This window comes from Streptomyces pseudoechinosporeus (genome assembly GCF_054783935.1).
This window is the reverse complement of the sequence record NZ_BAAGPS010000011.1, coordinates 171,157-189,852: the sequence shown is the minus strand read 5'-3', so window position 1 is coordinate 189,852 and position 18,696 is coordinate 171,157. Positions and strand designations below refer to the sequence as shown.

Annotated in this window: 15 protein-coding genes and 1 pseudogene; 7 read left to right on the top strand and 9 right to left on the bottom strand. The window is 69.9% G+C overall.

Annotated features, from left to right (window positions below; all coding sequences use genetic code 11):
- Window positions 1–7 precede the first annotated feature (7 nt).
- A complete protein-coding gene (locus ACYVO6_RS17310) occupies window positions 8–2,389 on the bottom strand; it encodes a phosphoketolase family protein (RefSeq protein WP_461062331.1) in 2,382 nt (793 codons plus the stop codon).
- A gap of 138 nt (window positions 2,390–2,527) precedes the next feature.
- A pseudogene (locus ACYVO6_RS17305) lies at window positions 2,528–2,602 on the bottom strand (pyridoxamine 5'-phosphate oxidase family protein); the annotation flags it as partial.
- Window positions 2,603–2,679: 77 nt separating this feature from the next.
- Here ACYVO6_RS17305 and ppk2 point away from each other — a divergent pair.
- Complete coding sequence (gene ppk2 / locus ACYVO6_RS17300) at window positions 2,680–3,483, top strand: polyphosphate kinase 2 (RefSeq protein ID WP_461062193.1); 804 nt, start codon at window positions 2,680–2,682, stop codon at window positions 3,481–3,483.
- Window positions 3,484–3,526: 43 nt separating this feature from the next.
- Here ppk2 and ACYVO6_RS17295 read toward each other — a convergent pair whose 3' ends face one another.
- The 5 genes from ACYVO6_RS17295 to ACYVO6_RS17275 all read right to left on the bottom strand — a co-directional run bounded on the left by ACYVO6_RS17295 (window position 3,527) and on the right by ACYVO6_RS17275 (window position 9,995).
- Window positions 3,527–4,630, bottom strand: a complete 1,104-nt coding sequence (locus tag ACYVO6_RS17295; RefSeq protein WP_461062191.1) for a zinc-binding dehydrogenase — start codon at window positions 4,628–4,630, stop codon at window positions 3,527–3,529.
- Window positions 4,631–5,053: 423 nt separating this feature from the next.
- On the bottom strand, window positions 5,054–7,120 hold the full coding sequence (locus tag ACYVO6_RS17290; RefSeq protein ID WP_461062189.1) for an iron ABC transporter permease: 2,067 nt from the start codon (window positions 7,118–7,120) through the stop codon (window positions 5,054–5,056).
- Between the two features lie 4 nt (window positions 7,121–7,124).
- Window positions 7,125–8,108: an iron-siderophore ABC transporter substrate-binding protein gene (locus ACYVO6_RS17285; RefSeq protein ID WP_461062187.1), complete on the bottom strand. Its 984-nt coding sequence runs from the start codon at window positions 8,106–8,108 to the stop codon at window positions 7,125–7,127.
- Entirely contained in the window at window positions 8,105–8,962 is an 858-nt protein-coding gene (locus ACYVO6_RS17280) for an ABC transporter ATP-binding protein (RefSeq protein ID WP_461062185.1), read from the bottom strand. Before ACYVO6_RS17280 ends, ACYVO6_RS17285 begins: the two co-directional genes overlap by 4 nt.
- A gap of 226 nt (window positions 8,963–9,188) precedes the next feature.
- Window positions 9,189–9,995 (bottom strand): VOC family protein, encoded by an 807-nt coding sequence (locus ACYVO6_RS17275; RefSeq protein ID WP_461062183.1) that lies wholly within the window; start codon window positions 9,993–9,995, stop codon window positions 9,189–9,191.
- A 267-nt stretch (window positions 9,996–10,262) separates the two neighbouring features.
- On the opposite strand from ACYVO6_RS17275, the gene ACYVO6_RS17270 reads away from it, so the two are divergent.
- From ACYVO6_RS17270 to ACYVO6_RS17245, 6 genes are all read left to right on the top strand, one after another.
- Entirely contained in the window at window positions 10,263–11,615 is a 1,353-nt protein-coding gene (locus tag ACYVO6_RS17270) for an ABC transporter substrate-binding protein (protein ID WP_461062181.1), read from the top strand.
- Between the two features lie 81 nt (window positions 11,616–11,696).
- Window positions 11,697–12,656 carry a carbohydrate ABC transporter permease gene (locus tag ACYVO6_RS17265; RefSeq protein WP_461062179.1) on the top strand — a complete coding sequence of 320 codons (960 nt, stop codon included), beginning with the start codon at window positions 11,697–11,699 and terminating at the stop codon, window positions 12,654–12,656.
- Window positions 12,653–13,549, top strand: a complete 897-nt coding sequence (locus ACYVO6_RS17260) for a carbohydrate ABC transporter permease (RefSeq protein WP_461062177.1) — start codon at window positions 12,653–12,655, stop codon at window positions 13,547–13,549. The genes ACYVO6_RS17265 and ACYVO6_RS17260 overlap by 4 nt, the downstream gene beginning before the upstream one ends.
- Window positions 13,546–14,613 carry a zinc-dependent alcohol dehydrogenase gene (locus tag ACYVO6_RS17255; RefSeq protein WP_461062175.1) on the top strand — a complete coding sequence of 356 codons (1,068 nt, stop codon included), beginning with the start codon at window positions 13,546–13,548 and terminating at the stop codon, window positions 14,611–14,613. The genes ACYVO6_RS17260 and ACYVO6_RS17255 overlap by 4 nt, the downstream gene beginning before the upstream one ends.
- Window positions 14,614–14,816: 203 nt before the next feature.
- Entirely contained in the window at window positions 14,817–15,623 is an 807-nt protein-coding gene (locus ACYVO6_RS17250) for a DeoR/GlpR family DNA-binding transcription regulator (protein WP_461062173.1), read from the top strand.
- Window positions 15,620–16,357, top strand: a complete 738-nt coding sequence (locus ACYVO6_RS17245) for an HAD family hydrolase (protein ID WP_461062171.1) — start codon at window positions 15,620–15,622, stop codon at window positions 16,355–16,357. Before ACYVO6_RS17250 ends, ACYVO6_RS17245 begins: the two co-directional genes overlap by 4 nt.
- 134 nt (window positions 16,358–16,491) lie before the next feature.
- Here the strand turns inward: ACYVO6_RS17245 and ACYVO6_RS17240 are convergent, their stop codons facing one another.
- Window positions 16,492–16,902 carry an SseB family protein gene (locus tag ACYVO6_RS17240; RefSeq protein ID WP_461062169.1) on the bottom strand — a complete coding sequence of 137 codons (411 nt, stop codon included), beginning with the start codon at window positions 16,900–16,902 and terminating at the stop codon, window positions 16,492–16,494.
- A 14-nt stretch (window positions 16,903–16,916) separates the two neighbouring features.
- Window positions 16,917–18,500 carry a hypothetical protein gene (locus ACYVO6_RS17235; RefSeq protein WP_461062167.1) on the bottom strand — a complete coding sequence of 528 codons (1,584 nt, stop codon included), beginning with the start codon at window positions 18,498–18,500 and terminating at the stop codon, window positions 16,917–16,919.
- Window positions 18,501–18,696 lie beyond the last annotated feature (196 nt).

Genomic DNA, 18,696 nt, shown 5'->3' with positions numbered 1-18,696 from the left:
CGGTCTGTCAGCCGTCCCAGGTCCAGTCGGCGACCTCCGGCAGGTCGGTGCCATGGGCGCGGATCCAGTCGTGGTGGCGTAGCCGGGCGTCCTCCATGCGCTGGCGTACGGCCGCGGCGCGCACCGCCAGTCCCGGTACGCGGTCGATGACGTCCATGACCAGGCGGTAGCGGTCCATGTCGTTGCGGACGACCATGTCGAACGGTGTGGTCGTGGTGCCGATCTCCTTGTAGCCGCGCACGTGCAGGTGCTGGTGGCCGGTGCGGCGGTAGGCCAGCCGGTGGATCAGCCAGGGGTAGCCGTGGTAGGCGAAGATCACCGGCTTGTCCGGTGTGAAGAGCCCGTCGTACTCGAAGTCGGTCATGCCGTGCGGGTGTTCCCCCTGCGGCATGAGCCGGGCGATGTCGACGACGTTCACCACGCGCACCGCCAGTTGCGGCAGATGGCGGCGCAACAGCCCGGCGGCGGCCAGCACTTCCTGCGTCGGTACGTCCCCCGCGCAGGCCAGGACCACGTCCGGTTCACCGCCGTTCTCCGTGCCGGCCCAGTCCCAGATCCCGGCGCCGCGTGCGCAGTGCACCCGCGCCTCGTCCATCGTCAGCCAGTCGAAGCAGGGCTGCTTGCCGGCCACGATGACGTTGACGTAGTCGCGGCTGCGCAGCGCGTGGTCCGCGACGGACAGCAGCGTGTTGGCGTCCGGCGGCAGATAGACCCGTACGGCCTCGGGGCTCTTGTTGAGGATGTGGTCGACGAAGCCGGGGTCCTGGTGGGAGAAGCCGTTGTGGTCCTGGCGCCAGACGTGCGACGTCAGCAGGTAGTTGAGGGAGGCGATGGGGGCGCGCCAGGGCAGTCGGCGGGTGACGCGCAGCCACTTGATGTGCTGGTTGACCATCGAGTCGACGATGTGCACGAACGCCTCGTAGCAGGAGAACAGCCCGTGCCGGCCGGTGAGCAGGTAGCCCTCCAGCCAGCCCTGGCAGGTGTGTTCGGAGAGGATCTCCATCACCCGGCCGTGCCGGTCGAGGTGTTCGTCCACGTCGAGGGTCCCTGCCTGCCATGCCTTGCCGCTGGCCGCGTAGACAGCCTGGAGGCGGTTGGAGGCGGTCTCGTCGGGGCCGACGAGGCGGAAGTCGCGCCGGTCGGTGGTGGCGCGCATGACGTCTTCGAGCAGGTCGCCGAGGACGCGGGTGGGTTCGTGCATGCCGGTGCCGGGTTTGTCGACGGGGACGGCGTACCGCTCCAGCGAGGGCAAGGGCAGTTCGCGCAGCAGGAGGCCACCGTTGGCGTGTGGGGTGGCGCCGAGCCTGCGAGCGCCGTCCGGGACGCACGCCAGGACGTCGGGGACCGGACTGCCGTGCTCGTCGAAGAGCTCCTCGGGGCGGTACGAACGCAGCCACGCCTCCAACTGGCGCAGGTGATCCGGGTTGTCGCGGACGGCGGACAGGGGCACCTGGTGGGAGCGCCACGTGCCTTCCACCGGAAGTCCGTCGACCTCCGCCGGACCGGTCCAGCCCTTCGGGGTGCGCAGCACGATCACCGGCCAGCGCGGGCGCTCAGTGGCGCCGTCCTCACGTGCGGCGCGCTGGATGGCGGCGATGCGGTCGAGCGCGGCGTCCATGGCCTGCGCCATGGCCTGGTGGACAGCGGCCGGGGCGTCGCCGGCGACGTGGATGGGGTCGTGGCCGTAGCCGCGCAGCAGTTCGTCGAGTTCCGGCTCGGGGAGCCGGGCGAGCACCGTCGGGTTGGCGATCTTGTACCCGTTGAGGTGGAGGATCGGCAGGACGGCGCCGTCGTGGACGGGGTCGAGGAACTTGTTGGAGTGCCAGGACGCGGCCAGCGGCCCGGTCTCCGCCTCGCCGTCGCCGATGACGCAGGTCACCACCAGATCGGGGTTGTCCAGGGCGGCACCGTAGGCGTGCGACAGGGAGTAGCCCAGTTCGCCGCCCTCGTGGATGGAGCCGGGCGTCTCGGGCGCCACGTGGCTGGGGACGCCGCCGGGGAACGAGAACTGCTTGAAGAGGCGGGCCATCCCGGCCGCGTCCCGCGTGATGTCGGGATACGTCTCGGTGTACGAGCCCTCCAGCCAGGAGCCCGCGACCACCGCAGGGCCGCCGTGCCCGGGGCCCCAGATACACAGGGCGTCCAGGTCACGGGCCCGGATGACCCGGTTGAGGTGGGTGTACACGAGGTTGAGCCCGGGCGAGGTGCCCCAGTGGCCGAGCAGCCGCGGCTTGATGTGCTCGGGGCGCAGCGGCTCGGTCAGCAGGGGGTTCGCCATGAGGTAGATCTGGCCGACGGACAGGTAGTTCGCGGCGCGCCAGTGGGCGTCCAGCGTCCTCAGCTCGTCGTCGGTGAGGGTGGCGGACGCCTGCTGAGTGTCGACGGACATCATGGTGTCCCTTCCGGATCGGGGATCGGAATCGGTGATCTGGGATCGGTCGGAGGTGCATATGGGCCCATGGGTCCGTACGTCCCCGCACTCGCCCACCCTCCGGGTACCCGACAGGGCCGAACGGACCATCCCCGTTCAGGCCGTGAGGTCCACCCCGTACAGGGTGCGTCCGCCGACGAGCTCACGCCCGGTGACCAGTTCGGGCTCGATGCATGGCACCAGGGCACCAATAGGTACGTCGATTACGTTGAGGTCATCGACGTAGGCCATCGGGCGATGGAGGCGGCATGACCGGCAAGAAGGCGGCGAAGGTGCCGCGCGCGGCATACGAGCGGGAACTGCTGCGCCTGCAGACCGAGTTGGTGAAACTGCAGGAGTGGGTGCGCGCCGAGGGTGCCCGGCTGGTCGTGGTCTTCGAGGGCCGGGACGCGGCAGGCAAGGGCGGCACCATAAAGCGCGTCGCCGAGCACCTCAACCCGCGGGTCGCGCGGATCGCGGCGCTGCCGGCGCCGACCGAGCGGCAGCGCACCCAGTGGTACTTCCAGCGGTACGTCGAGCATCTGCCGGCCGCCGGGGAGATCGTGCTGTTCGACCGGTCCTGGTACAACCGCGCCGGCGTCGAGCACGTGATGGGCTTCTGCACGAAGGAGGAGTACCAGCTGTTCCTGCGCCAGTGCCCGATCTTCGAGCGGATGCTGGTGGAGGACGGGATCCTGCTGCGCAAGTACTGGTTCTCGGTGAGCGACACCGAGCAGCAGGAGCGCTTCCGGCGCCGGCTCGATGATCCGCTGCGGCGCTGGAAGCTGTCGCCGATGGATCTGGAGTCGCTCACCCGCTGGGAGGCGTACTCCCGGGCCAAGGACGAGATGCTGGTGCACACCGACATCTCCGAGGCGCCCTGGCACGTCGTGGAGAGCGACGACAAGCGCCGGGCCCGGCTGAACATGATCGCCCACCTGCTCGACTCCGTGCCGTACCACGAGGTGCCGCCGCCGGTGCTTGAGCTGCCGGAGCGGCCTGCGTCGACCGGCTACGAGCGCCCGCCGCGCGATCTGCAGACCTACGTCCCCGATCACGCGGCGAGCCTGTGACTCACGCCTGCTGCCGCACGACTCACACCCGCTGCTGCACGACTCATTCCTGCCGCGGCACGATGAGCGCCTTCACCACGCGCTGCGCCGCGACGTCCTCCAGCGCCGCCTGTGCGTCGGCGAGGCCGTACTCCCTGGTGATGAGGTCGGTCCACGGGAAGATCCGCCCGTACCGGGCCATCACCTGGACCGCCCGGTACACGTGCCCCACGTCGCTGCCCCAGCAGCCGCGGATGTCCAAGTGCTTCTGGTTCAGGTCGAGATGCGGGTTGAAGGTCGCCTCACCGGCGTCGGTGTACTGACCCACGATCACGTATCGCCCGGCGTCCCGGGTGAGCCGCATGCCCTCGGGCACCGCCGAGGGCACTCCGGTCGCCTCGATCGTGACGTCCGCGCCGCGTCCCGCGGTCGCCTCCCGGACTGCCGCTATCCGTTCGTCGGGCGTGGTGCTGCCGATGTCGATGACGGCGTCGGCACCGAAACGGGTCGCCGCGGCCAATCTCGTCTCCGGCCCGCCGATGACGATCACCCGGCCGGCGCCGCGCAGTTGGGCGAGGACGGCGGCGCACAGGCCGACGGGGCCCGCGCCCTGGACGACGACCGTGTCGCCGAAGGCGATCTCGCCGAGTGTCACAGCGTGCAGCGCGGTGGGCATGCCGCAGCCTCCGGAGAGGAACGCGCGCCAGTCCAGTTCGTCGGGCAGCGGGATCACATGGACGCCGGGCTTCAGGTGGATGTACTCCGCCCAGCCGCCCAGCAGTCCGTCGTCGGCCGAGAGGGTGACCCCGTACACCTTCCGCTCCGGGCAGCGGGTGGTCGCGTGGGCGACGGTGCAGTACCAGCAGCGCCCGCAGGTCCCGTACACATCGAGGAACGTCACGGTCTGCCCGACCCGCAGCGGAACTCCGTTCACATCCCGAGGCACCTCACCCGGCCCCAGCGCACTGATCCGTCCCACGCTGACGTGGCCGGGAATGATCGGGTACGGCACACCCGCGAGCTGCCCCTTCCACAGGTGCGCGTCCGTACCGCACACCTCGCTTCCGAGGGTCCGCAGCAGGATCGCTCCGGGCTCCAGTTCGGGGCGGGCGAACGAGCGGACTTCGAGCGGTGCACCGGGTTCGGTCATGACGACGGCGGAGATCACGAGGGTTCCTGTTCACTGAGGGCGGCCCGCTGCTCTCACGCGGGCACACGGATGGGGTCCGGATCCTAAGCGGAGTAGGGGAAGTCCGGTGCGGTACCGCGCCCCTAAGCCACAACGGACCCGTCACTTGCCCACCGGCGGGAGGGGCCGTGGGCCGGTGCGTCGTATGCCCGTCGCGTAGGTCCTGTCTCGGAGAACCAGGACCCTGTACCAGCTCCGGGCCGTACGCCCGGCCTGCGACGGGCTGACGCACCGGCCCACGGCCCCGCACCCACCACCCACCCAGGGGCGCGGGGAACGGCGCGACCAGCCACCCACCAACCCGCAGCCGCCCCACCGCCGGAGGCACCCCGCGGGGAACGGCGCGACCAGCCACAACGAACCCGCACCCAAAAACCGCACCCAGCGGAGCGCTTTCGCGTCCTACCGACGGCTGCGCACCAGCAGGTAAAGGAAGTATGGCGTGCCGATCACAGCCGTCATCAGGCCGGCGCCGAGCTGAGCCGGCGCGATCACCGTACGGCCCACCAGGTCCGCCGTACAGACGAGTACGGCGCCGAGCAGCACCGCGACCGGCACCACCCGGACATGCTGCCGGCCCACCAGGGCCCTGGCCGCGTGCGGTGCCACCAGTCCCACGAAGCCGATCGTGCCCGCGGCGGCCACGGCGGTGGCGCTGAGCAGGACGCTCAGCGTCAGGAAGCCGAGGCGCCCCCGTGCCAGTCCGAGCCCCAGAAGCCTCGGGGTGTCCTCGTCGAGCGACACGAGGTCGAGCTCGGTGCGCCGCAGGGAGGCGACGAGGAGGCCCACGGCGAGTACGACCGCGAGAGGCACCACGTCGGGCCCGGTCCGCCCGTAGGTGGAACCCGACAGCCAGGTGAGCGCCAGCGTCGCGTTGAACGGGTCGGTGAGGATGATGAGCAGGCCGATCAGGGCAGCCGCCCCGGTGGCGACGCCGAATCCGACCAGCACGAGCCGGTTCTGCTGGAACCCGCCTCGCGCGGCGAGCCCGAAGACGAGGACGGAACTGATCGCGGCTCCCGCGAACGCGCCGCCGGCCACGCCCCACGAGCCGACGGCGGGCACCGTCGTCACGAGCAGCACGGCACCGAGCGCGGCGCCGCCGGAAACGCCCAGGATGCTGGGATCCGCGAGCGGATTGCGGGTCACGGCCTGGATGAGCGTCCCGGCAAGGCCGAGGGCGGCGCCCGCGAGGAGCGCCGCGAGGACCCGGGGCACCCGGGTGTCGAGTACGAAGGTGATGGCCCTGCCCGCCCGGCCCTGTGCCCAGTTCGCCACGTCGCCCAGCAGCAGCTTGCTGTCGCCGAGCAGTACGGCGGCGATCGTCACGCCGACGAGCACCGTCACCAGTACGGCCGTGGTGGTCAGGAAGACGGTCCTGCTTCTGATGCGCAGCCGGTCGGGGGCGGGGGCTCCTGCCGTGTCCCGGACCCGGGCGGCCATCACGATCAGGAAGACGGCGCCGACGAGGCTGGTGACCACGCCGGTCGGTACGGCGACGGCGATGTCCGCGGGCACGAGGGCGCGCAGCAGCACGTCCGAGCCGAGTACCAGCGCCGCACCGGCGAGACCCACGACCGGAAGGCTGCCACGTGTCCGTGAGAACACGCGGATCCTGCGGGCCAGGGGGCGGACGAGGGCGGGCGCGCACAGGCCGACGAAGCCGATCGGCCCGGCGAGTGTGACAGCCACCGTGGAGAGCAGCGCCGCGAGTACGACCCCCGTGACCCGGGTGGCTCGGACCGGCACGCCGAGACTGCGGGCGGCGTCGTCGCCGAGAGCCAGGGCGTCGATCCGCCGGGCGAGCAGCATGAGTCCGACGAGCCCGGCGATGCCGATCGGCGCCATCTGCAGCACGCCGTCGAACCCGTTCTGGGCGATGCTGCCCTGGTGCCACTGGAAGAGGCCCTCGGTCTCCTGTGGGAACAGCAGGAGCAGGCCCTCGGTGACGGCCATGAGGCCGAGGGTGAGGGCACTGCCGGCGAGAACGAGCCGGACGGTGCCCGCGCCGAGACCGGAAAGGCCGAGCACGACGGCCGCCGCCGCGAGGCCGCCGGCGAACGCGACGCCGGAGGCGGCGAACAGCGGCAGCGAGACACCGGTGACGGCGACAAGGCCGAGGGTCAGATAGGAACCGGCGTTCACCGCGAGGGTGTCGGGCGCGGCGAGCACGTTGCGGCTGACCGACTGCAGGGCGGCGCCCGCCATGCCGAGTACGGCGCCGACGAGCAGCCCCGCGGTCATCCGCGGCAGCCGGGAGGCGATGACGACGGACGCGTCGTCAGGGTCCGCCTGGCCGGTGAGCGCCTTCCAGACCTCGGGTGCGCCGACCGCGGCGGTGCCCTGCGTGATGTCGACGATCGCGAGGACCACGACGAGGAGCACCAGAGCGACCGTCACCGCGGCCGCGCCCGTCCGGGACGTGGCCGCCGACGGACGGGTGGCGGGAGTTGTTGCGGTGACGGTCATGGTGTTACTTCGTCAGCGCCTCGACGACCGAGTCGACGTACTTGCTCATCGACCCGGGACCGCCGAACATCCAGATGCCGTCGGGCAGCCGGTGGACGTTGCCCTTCTTCACGAACGGCAGGGACGTCCACACAGAGTCCTTCTTCAGGACTCCGTCGAACGGCGCGCTGGTCTCGTCGCTGTCGTTGCCGATGTAGGCGAACTGCACGTCGCCGAGCTTGGTGAGGCCCTCGACATCGGTGGCGCCGAGGCCGTAGACCTCGTCTCCCTTGACCGTCCAGGCGTTCTTCAGGCCGATCTTCTCGCTGACCGCACCGATGAGCGAGCCGCTGGTGTACGGCCGGATGGAGACCTGGTTGGAGACGAGGTAGCCGTCGGCGAAGGCGTACTTAGCGCCGGCCAGACCGGCATCGGCAAGAGCCTTCTTGCCCTCGGCAAGCTTCGCGTCGAAGTCCTCCTTGAGCTTCTCGGCCTGCTCCGTGGTGCCGGTGGCCTGCGCGAACAGGTCGAGGTTCTCGGTCATCTGACCGATCGGGTCGGCGGCGTCGGAGGACTGCGTCACCAGGACCGGGGCGACCTCGCGCAGCTGCTTCACGGCGGCAGGCTTCAGGTCGCTGCTGGCGACGATGAGGTCCGGCGCCAGGGCGGCGACGGTGTCCATGCTCGGCTCGCCGCGCGTGCCGATGTCCTTGGGGTCGTTCTTGAGCGGGACGGCGGAGTCCCAGGCCTTGTAGCCCTTGATGTCGGCGACGCCGACGGGGTCGACGCCCAGCGAGATCAGGCTCTCGACCTCGTTCCACTCGGTCGCGACGACCTTCTTGGCGGGTCCGTCCAGCTCGACCTTCACGCCGGCGGCGTCGGTGAGGGTGATGCGCTCGGCGCTCGGCTTCGCGTCGGCGTCGTCGGCGGCGGGCTCGGTCGTTCCACAGGAGGTCAGGGTGAGGACCGCGGCGGTGGCGGCCGCCGCGGTCATAAGGAGGCGTCTCATGGGGTGGTGTCGAGCCTTTCACTTCGCGTGTGGTGCCGGCCGATCGCGCGGGTGCGCAGCCGGCCGGTCAAGGGGTCGGTGCCGACTTCGATGCGGATGCCGTAGGTGTCCGTCAGCCGCTGAGCCGTCAGTACGTCTTCGGGGAGGCCGTCCGCGATGATCCGCCCCTCGTCGAGGAGCACGATCCGGTCGGCGAGGGCCGCGGCCTGGTCCAGGTCGTGCAGGACGGCGCCCACCGCTATCCCGTGGTCGTCCGCCAAGTCGCGTATGAGGTCGAGGAGTTCGACCTGGTACCGCAGGTCGAGGTAGGTCGTCGGCTCGTCGAGGAGCAGTACGCCGGTCTCCTGGGCGAGGCAGCCGGCGAGCCATACGCGCTGGAGCTGTCCTCCGGAGAGGTGCTCGACGCCGCGCCCGGCGAGTTCCGCGACGCCCGTCATGGCCAGCGCGCGCTCCACCGCGGCCGGGCCGTCCGGGTCGGCCCTGCCCCAGCGGCCCCGGTACGGGTAGCGGCCGAACTCGACGACGTCCCGCACGGTCAGCCCGCTGGGCGTGGGGCGACCCTGCGTCAGGAGGGCCAGGTGTCGGGAGAACTCACGCGGGGTCAGCGCAAGTCCGTCGCTGCCGTCGATGACGAGCGTGGCGGTCCTGGGTCGCTGCAGCCGCGCGAGGGCACGCAGGAGTGTCGACTTCCCACTGCCGTTCGGGCCGACCAGCACGGTCACTTCGCCGGGCCGCAGGGTCAGTGACGCGTCGTGTACGACGTCGACGCCGTCGTACGCCACGGTGACGCCCGTGGCGGACAGTTCATGACCGCGGGGACCGACGGCCGCGGAGGTCTCTTTGACTGCTTGCACGCCGCAAAGGTTAGCCTAACCTTACAAAAACTGTGCGGAGCGTCCCCGAACAGCACATCTAGGTCGCGAGACCGGCACTCCACCTCCGCCCGACCGGCCCTGCGCCGCATACGCCCGTCAACTCGCGGCAGAGCCCCCTCAGTACAACCAGCCGCCGACCGGACGCCGGACAGCATCCGGCCCGGGCGGTGCGGAGGACCGCCCGGACCGTTCGGCCCCGCAGGGCTCAGCTCTCCGCCGGGGGCGCCGGAGTGAGCACGACGAAGTCCGCGTTCGACGGGTCGAGGCAGACGGCCAGGCGGCCCACACCCTCCGCGTCCTGCGGTCCCATCTGTACGCTGCCGCCGTTCTCGGTGACCTTGGCGACCGCGGCGTCGCAGTCGGTGACGTTGAAGACCGGGTGCCAGTACGGCCGCCCGTTCGCCAGCGCGAGGTCCTCCTTGGAGAGCTCCATGACGCCGCCGTGCATGCGCTCCTCGGGCTGCCCGGCGGGGGTGATGAGGGAGTACGTACCCCCACCGCCCGGCAGCTCCATGTCACTGAACTGCCAGCCGAAGACACCGCCGTAGAACTCCTTCGCAGCCGCGGCGTCGCTCGTGTACAGCTCCGTCCAGGACAGCGAGCCCGGCTCGTCCGCCAGCTCGAAGCCGGCGTTCTTCCCCGGCTGCCAGACGGCGAACTGGCCCCCGAGCGGATCGCTGTACTGCGCCATGCGACCCCAGTCGTCGAGGTCCCGCGGCGCCACCCGCACCGTGCCGCCCGCGCTTTCCACGGCCTGGGTCGTGGCGTCCGCGTCGGTGACGGCGTAGTAGATCATCCAGGCCGAACGGGCGCCCTCCTCGCTGAGCTTGCCGAGCCCGGCGACGGTCTTGCCGTCCTTCTTGAACATCCCGCCTTCCATGTCGCCCCCCTCGCCCATGGACTCGTACTCCCAGCCGAGCACCGCGCCGTAGAAGGCCGCGGCGGCCCGGACGTCCGGGGCGCCAAGGTCGAGCCAACAGGGGGAGCCGGGAGTGAGGTCAGTGGTGATCACGGCGATTCCCTTTCGCAGGTCCTGTGCGACATCAGCGTCGTGACATCAGCGTGACACCCACCACTGACAATCGCCCGCCGGCCGCTTCGCGGTGCGTACCTCCAGCAGGCAGTTCGACGATAGATCCGCCGAAAATTTATCGCAAGATGCGTTAACAAGCTCGCAGCCTTCTGCTAACAATGCTCGCCAACACCTTCCGCGCCGACCACCTCCCCCGGGACGGCCGCAGCGGTACGCAGCACCCACCACACGAGAGGCACCCTCGCCATGCCATCGACCAGACATGCCCTCATCGCAGGCACCACCGCCACCGCTCTCCTGCTCGCCGGATGTGCCGGTGCCGGAGGCGGCGGCACCGGCGGCGGCAAGGGCGAGAGCATCAACGTCCTGATGGTCGGCAATCCACAGATGGAAGACATCGCGAAGCTGACGAAGAGCACGTTCACCAAGGACACCGGCATCAAGGTGAACTTCACGATCCTTCCCGAGAACGAACTGCGCGACAAAGTCACCCAGGACATCGCCACCCAGGCCGGCCAGTACGACGTCGCCACCATCGGCGCCTACGAGGTGCCCATCTGGGAGAAGAACGGCTGGCTGCACGAGCTGGACTCCTACGCCGACAAGGACAAGAGCTTCGACAAGGCCGATCTGCTCAAGCCGATGGTCAAGTCCCTGTCCGGCGAGGACGGCAAGATGTATGCCCTGCCGTTCTACGGCGAGTCCTCCTTCCTCATGTACAACAAGGACGTCATGAAGGAGAAGGGCATCACGGTGCCCAAACGTCCGACCTGGCAGCAGGTCGCCGACATCGCGGCCGAGGTCGACGGCGCCCGCCCGGGCATGAAGGGCATCTGCCTGCGCGGTCTGGCCGGCTGGGGCGAGCTCGGCGCACCGCTGACGTCCATGGTCAACACCTTCGGCGGCACCTGGTTCACCAAGGACTGGAAGGCACAGGTCAACAGCCCGAAGTTCAAGGAGGCGACGAACTTCTACGTCGACCTGGTGAAGAAGCACGGTGAGGCGGGCGCCCCGCAAGCCGGGTTCACCGAGTGCCTGAACGCCATGAGCCAGGGCAAGGTCGCCATGTGGTACGACGCGACCAGTGCGGCCGGGTCACTTGAGGACGCCAAGACCAGCAAGGTCGCCGGCAAGGTCGGCTACGCGTACGCCCCGACCGTCGAGACGGCCAACAGCGGCTGGCTGTGGGCCTGGGCGTGGGCCATGCCCAAGACCACCAAGAAGGCGGATGCGGCCTCGAAGTTCATGCTGTGGGCCTCCAGCAAGAAGTACGAGAAGTTGGTCGGCGAGAAGCTCGGCTGGCCGCGCGTCCCGGCCGGCAAGCGGGCCAGCACCTACGCGATCCCCGAGTACGCGAAGGCCTCCTCGGCCTTCGGTGACGTCACTCTGCAGTCCATCCAGGAAGCCAACCCGTCCGACCCGGGCGTCCAGGCCAGGCCGACGGTGGGGATCCAGTTCGTGGCCGTCCCCGAGTTCCAGGACCTGGGAACGAAGGTGACCCAGGAGATCTCCGCCGCCATCGCCGGCAGGACCAGCGTGGACAAGGCCCTCACCGATGGCCAGAAGCTCGCCGAGGAAGTCGCCAAGAACTACCGGTGACCTTCCCTGCCCGGCCGGCCCTCCCGCCGGCCGGGCACCGCTCCCCTACCCCCCCGGCCGTCACTGGCAGAGGAAAGCTTCATGACCACGCTCACCGCTCCCCCCAAGACAACACCACCACCCACGCGCCCACGCACGTCCACCGGCGTCAGCAAGTGGCGGCGGCGCATACCGCTGCTGCCGGCACTGATCTTCACCATCGTCGTCACCCAACTGCCCTTCGTGGCAACGCTCGTCATCTCCACCTTCCAGTGGAACATCCTCAAGCCGGGCGACCGGCACTTCGTCGGCCTGTCCAACTTCACGTTCGTCTTCACCGACGAGCGGCTGCGCTCGGCGGTGCTCAACACCGTCGTGCTCACCGCGTCGGTCGTGCTCATCAGCGTGGTCCTCGGCCTTGGCCTTGCCATGCTGCTCGACCGCAGGTTCGTCGGCCGCGGGCTGGCGCGCACCCTGCTCATCGCGCCGTTCCTCGTCATGCCGGTCGCCTCCGCGCTGCTGTGGAAGCACGCCATCTACAACCCCGACTACGGACTGCTCAACGGCACCCTCAACGCCGTATACCGCCTCTTCGGCGCCGACAACGGCCCCACCATCGACTGGATCTCGTCCTACCCCATGCCGGCCGTCGTGCTCTCGCTGGTCTGGCAGTGGACCCCGTTCATGATGCTGATCCTCCTGGCCGGCCTGCAGGCACAGCCCGGTGACGTCCTGGAGGCGGCCCGCGTCGACGGTGCGTCGGCCATGGCGACCTTCCGCTTCATCACCCTGCCGCACCTGCGCCAGTACCTCGAGCTGGGCATCCTGCTCGGCACGATCTACGTCGTGCAGACCTTCGACGCGGTCTACACCATCACCCAGGGCGGTCCCGGCTCCCAGACGACCAACCTGCCCTACGAGATCTACCTGACCATGTTCCGCAAGTACGAGTACGGCGAGGCGGCCGCCGCCGGAGTCGTCGTCGTACTCGGCTCGATCGTGATCGCGACCTTCGCGCTGCGCACCATCGCGTCGCTGTTCCGTGAGGAGATATCCCGATGACCGCTCACGCAGCAGTCGCCGCCCCTGGAGCGAAAGCCAAGAAACTCGTCCGCCGTCACGACAAGCAGGGCGACCACGGCGGTGCGCAGGGTCTTTCGCCGCTGTGGACCTTCGTCGCCTGGCTCGCCACCCTGGCGTTCTTCGCGCCGGTGGCGTGGATGGTGCTCACCTCCTTCCACCAGGAGGCCGACGCGGCGACCAACCCGCCAACCCCCTTCGCCCCGCTCACCTTCGACCAGTACGAAACGCTGTTCAGCCGGGACATCACCCCATTCCTCCTCAACTCGGCCATGGCCAGCGTCATTTCGACACTGCTGGTGCTCGGGCTCGCGGTGCCGACGGCCTACGCGCTGTCCATCAAGCCGGTCGAGAAGTGGACCGACGTGATGTTCTTCTTCCTGTCCACCAAGTTCCTCCCGGCCATCGCGGCCCTGCTCCCGGTCTACATGATCGTCAAGGACGTCGGGATGCTGGACAACGTCTGGACGCTGATCGTCCTGTACACCGCGATGAACCTGCCGATCGCGGTGTGGATGATGCGCTCGTTCCTCGCCGAGGTCCCCAAGGAGATCCTGGAAGCGGCCGAGATGGACGGGGCCAACCTGCTCACCGTGCTGTGGCGGGTCGTCGCACCGATCGCCATGCCCGGACTCGCCGCCACCTCGCTGATCTGCTTCATCTTCAGCTGGAACGAGTTCATGTTCGCCGTGAACCTCACCGCCACACAGGCGTCCACCGCGCCGGTGTTCCTGGTCGGCTTCATCACCAACGAGGGCTTGTTCCTCGCCCGGTTGTGCGCGGCGGCCACGCTGGTGTCGCTGCCGGTCCTGATCGCCGGTTTCGCCGCCCAGGACAAGCTCGTACGCGGTCTGTCGCTGGGAGCCGTGAAGTGAGCACCCGACCCGAACGGAACCCCACCCCCATGAACCAGCAGATCCGCCGCGTACTCGTCCGGTCGATCGACGACATCCAGATCGAACGGACGGACGCCCCCGTGCCCGGCGACGGTGAGCTCCTCGTCCGTACCACCGTGGTCGGCGTGTGCGGCTCCGACACCCATGCCGCTCTCGGGCATCACCCGTTCATCGACCTGCCCTACCGCCCCGGACACGAGGCCGTCGGTGTCGTCGCCTCCGTGGGTACGGGAGTCGAGGACTTCGCCTCCGGCGACCGGGTACTCATCGAGCCGAACCTCTACTGCGGCCAGTGCTTCCAGTGCCGCTCCGGCCGCTACAACATCTGCCAGGAGCTGAAGGTCTTCGGCTGCCAGACCCCCGGCGCCATGGCGGACCTGTTCGCCATCCCCGCCGACCGCGTCCATCGCATCCCCGGCGGCGTGACCGACATCGAGGCGGCTCTCGTCGAACCGCTGGCCACCCCGGTGCACGCCGTGGCGAAGGCCGGTGATCTCACCGGACGTACCGTCGTCGTCCTCGGCGCCGGGCCCATCGGCCTGTTCACCCTCATCGCCGCGCGGCACGCGGGAGCCGGCCGGATCGCCGTAACGGACCTCATGGACGGCAAACGGGACCGGGCGCTGCGCCTCGGCGCCGACACAGCCCTCCCCGCCGACGCCCCCGACCTGGTCGAGCAGGTCCACGCGGTGCTCGGCGGTCCGGTCGACGTCGTCTTCGACTGCGTGGCCCGGGAGCAGTCCATGGCCCAGGCCACCGGCCTGGTCGCCAAGGGCGGTCACATCGTCGTGGTGGGTGTGGGCGCCGCCGGCCCGACCCCGATCCGTCTCGACCTGGTCCAGGACCGGGAGATCCGTATCGAAGGCACCCTGATGTACACCGCCGAGGACTACCGCACCGCCATCTCCCTCATCTCCTCGGGCGCCGTCGACGCCGACGAGGTCGTCACCGCCACGTACGGACTGGAGGACGCCGCCAAGGCCTTCGCCGCCTCCCTCGAACCGGAACACGTCAAGGTCCTGGTCACTCTGGAAGCTCTCTAACGGTGTGCGGGTGCTCTGGGCGGCAGCCGCGTGGGCGCCGGTTCCTCCCGCCGAATATGCGAAACTTCGAGTTTGAAGCTTCGCGGAGGAGGCCGACCGCACTGGCCGTGAACGCCGTGACCGAAGCGCTGTGCAGGCCCTGGTCCGTCAGTCCGTCGGCAGAGGCGCGACGGACACAGGACACGGATGGAAGGAGAGCCGCAGTGCCCGCCAGGACACGGTCGTCGCAGGCCGCGGTCGAGGAGCGGCGTCAGGCCGTCCTGCGACACGTCGCCGAGCACGGCGAGACACGTATCGACGACCTCGCCGACCGGTTCGACGTCAGCCTGATGACGATGCACCGCGACCTCGACGACCTTGCCCAGCGTCACCTGCTCCGCAAGGAACGCGGCCGGGCCGTCGCCTTCCCCGCGCTCACCATGGAGACGGCCACCCGTTTCCGCGAGAGCACCGAGCACTCGGCCAAGGCCGCGTTGTGCGCTGCCGCAGTCGCCCGGATCAGGCCGGGCAGCACGGTACTCATGGACGACTCCACCACCCTCTTCCCCCTCGCCCCCGCCCTCGCGGAGCTCGACCAGCTCACCGTCGTCACCAATTCGGTAGGCCTGGCGCAACGCCTGGGAACCGCCTCCGGCGTGGACGTCACCCTGCTCGGCGGGCGCTATCACGGCGACTTCAACTCCTGTACGGGCCCGGCCGTCACCCGCACCCTGTCCGGCATACGTGCCGATCTCGCCCTGATGTCCGCCACCGCCGTCCTCTCGGGCGAGCTCTTCCACCCCCTGAACGAGTACGCCGAGGTCAAGCTGGCCATGCTCGCCTCCGCCGAGCGGGCCGTACTCCTCGTGGACCACTCGAAATTCGGCAAGGCCGCCACCTACGCGTACGGCACCGCGGCCGACTACCAGACCGTCATCACCGACACCGGCACCCCCGACGGGGAGATCGCGGCCATCCGCGAACTGGGAGTTCCCGTCGAGACGGTCGACCCCGGAGAACCTTCCCCGTGATACAGACCCTGTTCGAAACCCCCAGCGCCTATCGGCTCACCACCGCCGAGATGGCCAATCCCGTACCGCGGGTCGAAGCCGTGCTGTTCGACTTCAGCAACACGATCTTCCAGATGATCGACCTCGAGACCTGGCTGCGCCGGGTCGGCGCAGCCACCGGCCGCCTCGCTCTGCTGCACGAGCAGGGCGCCGTGGCCGAGATCTCCCGGCAGCTGCGCACCGCGTTCCGGCTGCCCGAGGTCGCCGCCCTCCAGGAGGGCCGGGACCTGTCTCCCGAACGGCATCGCGACGCCATGCGGGGATGGTGGGGTCACGTCGACTTCCTGCGAGGCGTGGAGGAGGCGGCCTACCGGGAACTCACCGCGCCGGACGCCTGGCTCCCCTACCCCGACACCGCGCCCACCCTCCACAGCCTCCGCGCTCGCGGACTGCGCATCGGCATCGTGAGTGACTTCGCCTGGGATCTGCGGACCCACCTTGCCCGCCACGCCCTGGACGACCTGATCGACGCCTGCGTCATCTCCTACGAGCAGGGCCGCGAAAAGCCCGACCCCCAGCTCTTCCTCAAGGCCTGCGCCGACCTGGGCGTCGCCCCCCGCGCAACTCTCATGGTCGGCGACAACCCGGTCCGCGACGGCGGCGCGACCGCCTGCGGCCTACGGACCTACATCCTCCCGGCCGAGAACCGCACCGGCGACCGGGGCCTGTCCGACGTCCTCCGGCTCGTCACCTAAGCGGCCTTGGCGAAGTCCGGTGCGGTACCGCGCCCGCTTGAGGGGCCGCAGGCCCCGATAGGGGCGCGGGGAACTGCGCGACCAGCCACGACGAACCCGCAGATCAGAACCGCACAACCCAGCGGAGCGCTTAGTCATCGCTGGCAGTGGGAGAGCACGCTGCGTACGGCCGCGGAGGTGAAGGTGACCGCGTCCGGGTGGCCGAGGTCGATGGCCAGGGTGAGGTCGGTTTCGGTGGGCCAGTTGGCTGCCAGGACCTCGAGTTGCACCTGCCGGTAGCAGTAGATCTCCGGGAAGGCGTCCGAGAGCCTTTCCTCGCAGGTGAAGGCCACCACGGCCTGGGTTCCCGGCGGGTACTCGAGTACGGGGAGGGTCAGGACGCCGCTGTCCTGGGCGTCACGCGTGGCGATGTCTTCGGGCAGGGGCACGAGGACATCGCAGGCGATTAGCGTGTCCAGGGCCGACGGGTCGTAACGGTGGCGCTTGAGATCGCGCAGGGCATCCTGCGCGGCGGCCGTGAGCACTGCCTCGGGGATGGCGATCATGGCCTTCGTCCTCATCAGTGCGTTGCGGTTCTGGACGGGGCGTTTTCCCACGTACCCCAGGTGAGAGCAGGTATGCGCGCTACCGCCCGGTTGCCGCTCCGCTCGCCATGCACGGCGGGTGCCACATAGATCCACACGTCAGCGATCCGGTGGGGCAGCCATGTGCGGGCGTACGCGGGCGGTTGCCCTCCCTCCGTGGTGAGGACGGCGACCGGCAACCGCCCGGCGGTCCGCACGATGTCCGCCCGGGTGGTGTTGGCGTTGTTGCCGTGGGTCTGCGCCGAGGCGCACCCGGTGTAGAAGGCGATCGGGATGGCCTCGTACCCGGTCAGCAGGCACGGCGGCCGTACGCCGAGCCGGTGCAGCTCCGCTGCCGTGCGGGCCCAGTCGCGGCGGGCGGCGTAGGTGCGGTCCACGATGTGGTCCAGCACCGCGTACTGGATCGCGAGGTGCCCGGCGAGACCGAGCGCCACCAGGGTCACGGCCACTTTCCGCCGCGTTCGGCTCCGCGGGGTGGTGACCAGGTGGACGAGCGCGCCCGCGACCGGGAGCGCCAGCAATGCGTAGGCGGGCAGCAGGAAGCGTGGCGCCGCGTATCCGATCAGGAACAGGTACGGGAAGGCGGCCGTCGCGGCGCAGGTCAGGGGCAGGAGGGTGGCGGCCGTCCGGTGGACCCGGACGGCGACCGCGAGGCCGAGGGCGGCGAGCAGGGGGAGGACGAACCACCAGATCATCACCGCCGGGTGCGGCCACGGCGCGGTGCACGGGCGGCACAGCGTACGGCCGACCAGGGTGCGCAACTGGTCGTCGACGGCGAGGTTCCAGCCCAGTCCGCCCTGGACCAAGGAGGCGTCGGCCAGCCGCTGCCTCAGGCCGCCATAAGCGACGTACGCCTCGACGACCCACTCGGCCGCCCCGGCCGCCAGCCCCGCGACAAGCGACAGGAGCAGTGGCCATCGCCGCCAACGGCGCACGCACACCAGCAGGGCGAACAGCGGCAGGGTCACCCAGACCGCGTCGGTGGGCCGCATCCACGCCATCAACGCCGCGCTCGCGCCCACACCCCACAGCGCCGCCCGGTCGAAGCTGTTGGTCTGGGCGCGCAGGAAGTACCCGACACCCGCCAGGGCACCGATCGCGACCCAGTAGTTGGGCATGACCTGCGGGCCGTAGAACAGGGTCACCCACAGCGTCGCGAACAGTGCGCCCGCCAGGGCCAGCACGCGCATGGGGAACAGTCCCCGCCAGGCGCGCAGCGCGAGGAACAGGCCGAGTCCGGACAGCAGCGCCAGATAGACCCGCAGCAGTTCCGTGGACGTCGACCACGAGGCGATGGGCGCGGCCAGCAGCGAGATGCCGCGGGCGCGCGGCGCGCTGAAGAACGCCGCCGGGGCCTGCGGGCTGACCTGACTGACGTACACCGCCTCGTCCCAGCCGAGGCCCATCCCGGGGCGTACGAGGGTCAGTTGAGCGAGTGTGAAGGCCCCTGCCACGAGGGCGAGCCCGCCCTGACCGCCGAAGCGCCGCGCGGTGCGGGCCCGCGAGGACGGGCGGCGGCGCTCGGCGTCGACGAGCGGGACGTGCAAGGTCTTGGGCATCGTCGACCCTTCACCCCCAGCCTGAAGAACGCAGCCGTAAAACAGCGGAAACAGGAACAAATTAACGCGGGTCGGTCAGGTGCGCAGCACGGGGGAGACGAATGGGGAGGGGGGTCCGGCCACCCGAAGGGCTGTTACGTAGGGTGGCGGTCATGCCAGGAGACGGGTGGGCGCGGTAATGGCGGAGACAGAGTCC